Annotated in this window: 6 protein-coding genes; 2 read left to right on the top strand and 4 right to left on the bottom strand. The window is 73.2% G+C overall.

The window, feature by feature from the left end; genetic code table 11:
- Nucleotides 1–611: FAD-dependent monooxygenase (locus HUW36_RS22175; protein ID WP_174529938.1), on the top strand; the 611-nt coding region annotated here is incomplete at its 5' end.
- Nucleotides 612–739: 128 nt separating this feature from the next.
- Nucleotides 740–2,497 (top strand): aa3-type cytochrome oxidase subunit I, encoded by a 1,758-nt coding sequence (gene ctaD / locus HUW36_RS22170; protein WP_174529937.1) that lies wholly within the window; start codon nt 740–742, stop codon nt 2,495–2,497.
- A gap of 450 nt (nt 2,498–2,947) precedes the next feature.
- Here ctaD and HUW36_RS22165 read toward each other — a convergent pair whose 3' ends face one another.
- The 4 genes from HUW36_RS22165 to HUW36_RS22150 all read right to left on the bottom strand — a co-directional run.
- Nucleotides 2,948–4,189, bottom strand: coding sequence for an MFS transporter (locus HUW36_RS22165; RefSeq protein WP_174529936.1), 1,242 nt, complete (start codon nt 4,187–4,189; stop codon nt 2,948–2,950).
- 39 nt (nt 4,190–4,228) lie between these two features.
- Complete coding sequence (locus HUW36_RS22160) at nt 4,229–4,810, bottom strand: isochorismatase family protein (RefSeq protein WP_174529935.1); 582 nt, start codon at nt 4,808–4,810, stop codon at nt 4,229–4,231.
- Between the two features lie 14 nt (nt 4,811–4,824).
- Nucleotides 4,825–6,111, bottom strand: coding sequence for a nicotinate phosphoribosyltransferase (locus HUW36_RS22155; RefSeq protein ID WP_174529934.1), 1,287 nt, complete (start codon nt 6,109–6,111; stop codon nt 4,825–4,827).
- Nucleotides 6,112–6,127: 16 nt separating this feature from the next.
- Nucleotides 6,128–6,833 (bottom strand): helix-turn-helix transcriptional regulator (locus tag HUW36_RS22150; protein WP_174529933.1); only part of this gene is annotated, 706 nt, incomplete at its 5' end.

Below are 6,833 nucleotides of genomic sequence, written 5' to 3'. Positions count from 1 at the left end.
CCGCGCTCGGCGGCCCGCCGCGCCCCGCCGGCCAGGTGGTCTACCGGGCCGTCGTCCGCGGCGGTCCCCGGGTCGCCGACTGGACCGCCCTGCTCGGGCAACGCTCCGGCTTCCTGGTCGTGCCGCTCGGCGCCGGCCGGCTCTACTGCTATGCCGACGAGGCCGGCACCGACCTGCCGGTCGACCCGCTCGCCCGGCTGCACGAGCTGTTCGGCGACTACCGCGGTCCGGTGCCCGAGGTGCTGGCCGCGCTCGAGACGGTGCACGTCGAACGCACCGAGGAGGTCGAGCTGGGGCGCTGGTTCCACGGCCGGGTGCTGCTCGTCGGTGACGCCGCTCACGCGACCGCGCCGACGCTCTCCCAGGGGGCCGCCATGGCGCTGGAGGACGCCGTCGTGCTCGCCGAGTCGCTGCGCGCCGCCGGCAGCGTCGACGCGGCGCTGATCGCGTACGAGAGTCGCCGCCGGCCGCGTACCCGCTGGGTGCGGGACCGGACCCGGGACCGCAACCGCACCCGCGACGTGCCGCCGGCGCTGCGCGACCCGCTGCTGCGCGGGCGCGGCGGGCGGATCTTCGGCGAGCACTACCGGCTCCTCACCGGCCCGCTGTAGCCGGCGGAAGATCGTAGCCGCCCACCCCACGCGGCGGGGCCACCTACCGGGGACTATCCTCCTTGCGGATGACGGCTGCGCCGATGACCAGCGCGCCGAGCGGGACAACCCAGAACCGGAGGCCACTCGTGACCACCGTCGCACCCAAGCCGGTCGTGACCCGGCCCTGGCCGGTCCGCGAGCCGGTCAAGGGGTCGGCCCTCGCGCGGCTGCTGCGCACCACGGACGCGAAGCAGATCGGGATCATGTACATGGTCACCGCGTTCGCGTTCTTCATGATCGGTGGCCTGATGGCCCTGATCATGCGCGCCGAGCTGGCGCGACCGGGGCTGCAGTTCCTGTCGCCCGAGCAGTACAACCAGCTCTTCACCATGCACGGCACGATCATGCTGCTGTTCTTCGCGACGCCCATCGTGTTCGCCTTCGCGAACTACGTGGTGCCGCTGCAGATCGGCGCGCCCGACGTGTCGTTCCCCCGGCTCAACGCCTTCGCCTACTGGCTGTACCTGTTCGGCGGCACGCTGGCCACCGCGGGCTTCGTCAGCCCCGGCGGCGCGGCCGACTTCGGCTGGACCGCGTACACGCCGCTCAGCACCGTCGAGCACTCGCCGGGCGTCGGCGCCAACATGTGGGTGGTCGGCCTGGCCATCTCCGGTCTGGGCACGATCCTCGGCGCGGTCAACCTGATCACCACGATCCTGACCCTGCGCGCGCCCGGCATGACCATGTTCCGGATGCCGATCTTCACCTGGAACATGCTGGTCACCAGCCTGCTGGCCATCCTGGTCTTCCCGCTGCTGGCCGCCGCGCTCTTCGCGCTCGCCGCGGACCGCCTGCTCGGCGCCCACGTGTACGACCCGGCCACCGGCGGCCCGATGCTGTGGCAGCACCTGTTCTGGTTCTTCGGTCACCCCGAGGTCTACATCATCGCGCTGCCGTTCTTCGGCATCATCACCGAGATCATCCCGGTCTTCTCCCGGAAGCCGATCTTCGGTTACAAGGGCCTCGTCGCGGCCACCATCGCCATCGCCGCGCTGTCGATGAGCGTGTGGGCGCACCACATGTTCGCCACCGGCCAGGTGCTGCTGCCGTTCTTCAGCTTCCTCAGCTACCTGATCGCCGTGCCGACCGGTATGAAGTTCTTCAACTGGATCGGCACCATGTGGCGGGGTCAGATCACGTTCGAGACGCCGATGCTGTTCGCGGTCGGCTTCCTGGTGACCTTCCTCTTCGGTGGCCTGACCGGTGTGCTGCTGGCCAGCCCGCCGCTCGACTTCCACCTGCACGACTCGTACTTCGTGGTGGCGCACTTCCACTACGTGCTCTTCGGCACCATCGTGTTCGCCGTCTTCGGTGGCATCTACTTCTGGTTCCCGAAGATGTTCGGCCGGATGCTCGACGAGCGGCTCGGCAAGATTCACTTCTGGCTGACCATGATCGGCTTCCACACCACGTTCCTGGTGCAGCACTGGCTGGGCAACGAGGGCATGCCGCGGCGCTACGCCGACTACCTGCCCAGCGACGGCTTCACCACGCTGAACATGATCTCCACGATCGGCGCGTTCATCACCGGTATCTCGACCCTGCCGTTCATCTGGAACTGCTGGAAGTCGTACAAGACCGGCCCGGTGGTCGAGGTCGACGACCCGTGGGGTCACGGCAACTCGCTCGAGTGGGCCACCAGCTCCCCGCCGCCGCTGCGCAACTTCGACCGGATGCCGCGGATCCGCTCCGAGCGGCCGGCCTTCGACGCGAAGTTCCCCGAGCTGGCCGCCGGGCAGACCCTGGCCGGCCCGCCCGAGGGCGGTGCCAAGCCGCTGACCAGCGAGGCCAACGGTGGCGCCAGCTACCAGGAGGACACCGCGGGCAACCTCGACCAGCGCTAGACCGCCTGGCGAGCCCACGACGGGCGCCGCACCCCACCACCCCGGGGCGCGGCGCCCGTCGCCTTTCCCCACCACGCCCCCTGCTTCGGGCCCACCCACCCGGTCGATCATGAGGTTGACTCCCGCAGAACGGACAAACCGTACCGCCACCTTCATGATCGACCAGCGCGTGCGTTGATCAAGGAGTTTGCGTCGGGAATCCGGGGGCGGTCCGACGCGAACTCCTTGGTCAACACCTCGCTGAGCCGGGCGAGGTGCCATGGGGGCCAGCGGCCGTAGTCGGGGTGGGGCTGGGCCGGCGGAGGGTCCTGCCTGGCCCGGGCCAGGTTGGGCCGGATGGGAACCGGTGCGGTGCGGGCCGGTCGGGCAGAGCCGGGGCGGGCCGGGGCGGGCGGGTGAGCCGGGTGGTGGGGTGTGCCGAGGGGCGGGGGCGGAGGGGTCCCCGGACTGTCAGGGGGTGGCGGGGGCCAGTTCGGGCTCGGGGGTGGCGGCGGGCGCCGAACCGCGCCGGTGACGCAGCTCGACCGGGAGCACCGCCAGCGCCACCAGCAACCCGATCGCCCCGGTGACCACGAAGCCCCAGGCCGGCGCGGACGCGTCGATCACCACGCCGGCCAGTGGCGCGCCGAGCGCGATGCCGACGGTGACGGCGGAGCCGTGCAGGCCCATCGCCATGCCGCGGACGCCGGGCGGGGCGAGCCGGCTCACCGCGTCCGAGGTGGCCGCGATGGTGGGCGCGCAGAGCGCCCCGGTGGGGATCAACGCGAGGCTGAGCAGCCACCAGTGCGACCCGCCCAAACCGACCGGGATCGTGGTGAGGCTGAGCGCCGCCACCAGCGCCAACGGAGGGAACGAGCGGCGTACCGCGCCGTAGGCGAAGCCGCCCACCAGCGAGGCGACCGCCCAGGCGGCCAGCACGGCGCCGGTCCAGCCGACCTCGCCGCCGGCGCGGAGCACGGCCACCACGGCGACGTCGGTGCCGCCCAGCACCAGGGTGGCAGCCAGGCTGACCGCCAGCACGGCGAGCAGGCGCGGGGTGAGCCACTCCCGGCGGGACACCGCGCGCGGGGGGCCGGCCGGCTCGTCCGCGGCCCGGGTCGGCGGGTCGAGCAGCCAGAAGCAGATGCCGGCGGCGACGATCCCGGCGCCCACCGCCCAGAGGGTGAGCCGGGGCGTGACGGCGGTGGCCAGGGCCACGGCGAGCGCCGGGCCGACCATGAACGACAGCTCCACCGACATCGAGTCCAGCGCGTACGCGGGCCGGCGTCGGTCCGCCGGCACCAGCGCCGCGATCGACTGGCGGACCACCGAGAAGACCGGCAGCGCGAACAGGCCGGCCAGGAACGCCGCGGGCAGCAGCACCGGGTACGACAGGGTCGGTGCCGCGGCCCAGAACAGGCCCTCGACGACGGTGGTGAGCAGCAGCACCGGCCGCAGCCCGCGCCGGTCGACCAGCCGGCCGAGCAGCGGGGAGCCGAGCGCGGCGCCGATGGTCGACGCGGCGCCGACCAGGCCGGCGGCGCCGTAGCCCCGGCCCAGGTCGAGCACCACGTAGAAGGTCAGCGTCACACCGGTCGCGGTCAGCGGCACACGGGCCAGCACGGACACCAGCAGCAACGACCGCAGGCCGGGCAGGGCGAGTGCCTCCCGGTAAGGCTTCAGGTTCACGACGGTCCGTACCTCCCGCGCCATCCTGGGCCCGGGGTACGACAGCCGCAAGCGATTACCTGGTCAAGCGGCCCTGATCACAGGCTCGCCCACCATGGCGACCCCGGCGCCGTCGAGCGCGCGCAACGCCACGTCCAGCGTCGCCGGGGCCACGGCCGCGGTGAGGTCCAGCAGCACCGTGGTGCGGAAGCCCTCCCGGGCGGCGTCCAGCGCGGTCGCGCGCACGCAGTGGTCGGTGGCGATGCCGACCACGTCGACCCGGTCCACGTCGCGGTGGCGCAGCCAGTCGGCCAGGCACTCGCCGTCGCGCGCGTGCCCCTCGAAACCGGAGTACGCGGCCGCGTGCTCGCCCTTGTGGAAGATCTCCTCCACCCGGTCGGTGGCCAGCTCGGGGTGGAACTCGGAGCCGGACGTGCCGACCACGCAGTGCCGGGGCCACGAGTCGACGAAGTCCGGCGGGTCGCCGAAGTGCGCGCCCGGATCGATGTGGTAGTCCTTCGTCGCGACCACGTGGTCCCAGCGGTCCGGCTCGGCGGCGAGCAACCGGGAGATCCCGGCGGCCACGCCGGCCCCACCGCCCACCGCCAGGGACCCGCCCTCGCAGAAGTCGTTCTGCACGTCCACGATGATCAGGGCGTTCGCCATCTGACCGGTCCTCCTCAGCTCGCGGGTACGACCGTCACCGGAACGGCCGGGTCCCCGCCGGAGAGCTTGAGCCCCTCCCACGGGATGGAGATCAGACACTGTCGCAGGTGCTCGCGGGACTCGTCCAGCGTGGGGAGCCCGACCGGCTCGCCCGAGACCACGAACGAGTGCTGAAGCAGCCGGTCGTTCGGCTGCCGGTCGGGCACGCCCTGCGGCACGACGACCTCTTCGGTGGCGGTGCCGGTCGGCTTGTGCCGGCGCACCGCGACCTTCCGGCCCCCGATGGTGGCCTTGTGCTCGGAGCGCTTGACCACCGGTCGCCCCTCCACCTCGACCAGCTTGTAGACCAGGCCGGCGGTGGGCGCGCCCGAGCCGGTCACCACGGCGGTGCCGGCCCCGTACATGTCCACCGGCTCGGCGGCCAGCGAGGCGATCGCGTACTCGTCCAGGTCACCCGAGACGATGATCTTCGTCTCGGTGGCGCCGAGCGAGTCGAGCAGCTCCCGGGACTGCTGGGCGATCACCGCGAGGTCGCCCGAGTCGATCCGGACCGCGCGCAACTCCGGGCCGGCGACCGCGATGGCGTTGCGGATGCCCTGGGCGATGTCGTACGTGTCGACCAGCAGCGTGGTGTCCTTGCCCAGCGTGGCGACCTGGGAGGCGAACGCGGTCCGCTCGTCGTCGTGCAACAGGGTGAACGCGTGCGCGGCGGTGCCCGCGGTGGGGATGCCGTAGCGCTGCCCGGCGGCCAGGTTGGAGGTGAACCGGAACCCGGCCAGGTACGCCGCCCGCGCGGCGGCGACCGCGGCCTCCTCGTGCGCCCGGCGGGAGCCCATCTCGATCAGTGCCCGGCCCCGCGCCGCGGTGACCATCCGCGCCGCCGCCGCGGCGACCGCGCAGTCGTGGTTGAGCACCGACAGCACAAGCGTCTCCAGCACCACGCACTCGGCGAACGTGCCGGACACGGTGAGGATCGGGGAGCCGGGGAAGAACAGCTCGCCCTCGGCGTAGCCGTCGACGTCGCCGGTGAAGCGGTAGTCGGCCAGCCACCGGGCGGCCCGCTCGTCGACCACGCCGGTGCGGCGCAGGAAGTCGATCTCCGCCGGGTCGAAGCGGAAGTCGCGGATCATCTCGATCAGGCGGCCGGTGCCGGCGACCACCCCGTACCGGCGGCCGGCCGGCAGCCGCCGGCTGAACACCTCGAAGACGCAGCGTCGGTCGGCGGTGCCGTCCTGCAGGGCCGCGCTGACCATGGTCAGCTCGTAGTGGTCGGTCAGCAGCGCGGGGCGAAGGGTGCTCACCGCCCCAGCCTAGAGTTCAGACCGGATCCCCGCCGTCGTGCCCCGGCATCGACCGCAGGGCGGCCCGCAGCTCGCCGCGCCCGGTGACGCCGAGCTTGCTGTAGACCCGCTGGAGGTGGTTCTCCACGGTGCGGGTGGACAGGAACAGCCGCTCGGCGATCGCGCGGCTGGTGAGGCCGTCGGCGGCGAGGCGGGCGACCTCCCACTCCCGGTCGCTGAGCGTGGGGCGGAGCAGGCGCAGCGCCGGGGTGGAGATCTCGTCGCAGCGGCGCAGCAGGTCGGCGAGACGCTCCCGGACCGGCCCGGTCGCCCCGGCGCGCCCGTCGCGCATCCGGTGCAGCGCCATCGCGGTCGCCTCGGCGGCATGGACGACCAGGTCGCGGTCGGCGAAACCGGCGGCCACCGCGAGCAGGTCGTCGGGGGAGCCGTCGAGCGACGCCCGGCCGTACCGGGCGACCAGCGGCGGCAGCACCCCGTCCACCTGTTCGGAGAGTTCCGCCAGGCGCTGCGCCACGGTGCGCCGGCCGCCGTCGGTGCAGGTCGGCCCGACCGGCGCGGCGGCCTGGTCGAACCGGACCAGGTCCAGCAGGACGAGCAGCTCGTGCCCGGCCAGCCCGTCCTCGCGCAGCCGGTCGGCCAGCGCGCACAGGTGCTTGGTGGCCGCCGGCAGGTCGCCGACCGCCGCCTGCACCGCGCCCCGGGCCTGCTCCAACCACGGGTAG

This window comes from Micromonospora maritima, from assembly GCF_902825405.1.
Lineage (GTDB): Bacteria > Actinomycetota > Actinomycetes > Mycobacteriales > Micromonosporaceae > Micromonospora > Micromonospora maritima.
Note: the sequence above shows the minus strand (reverse complement) of the source record. Positions and strands in the feature narration are given on the sequence as shown.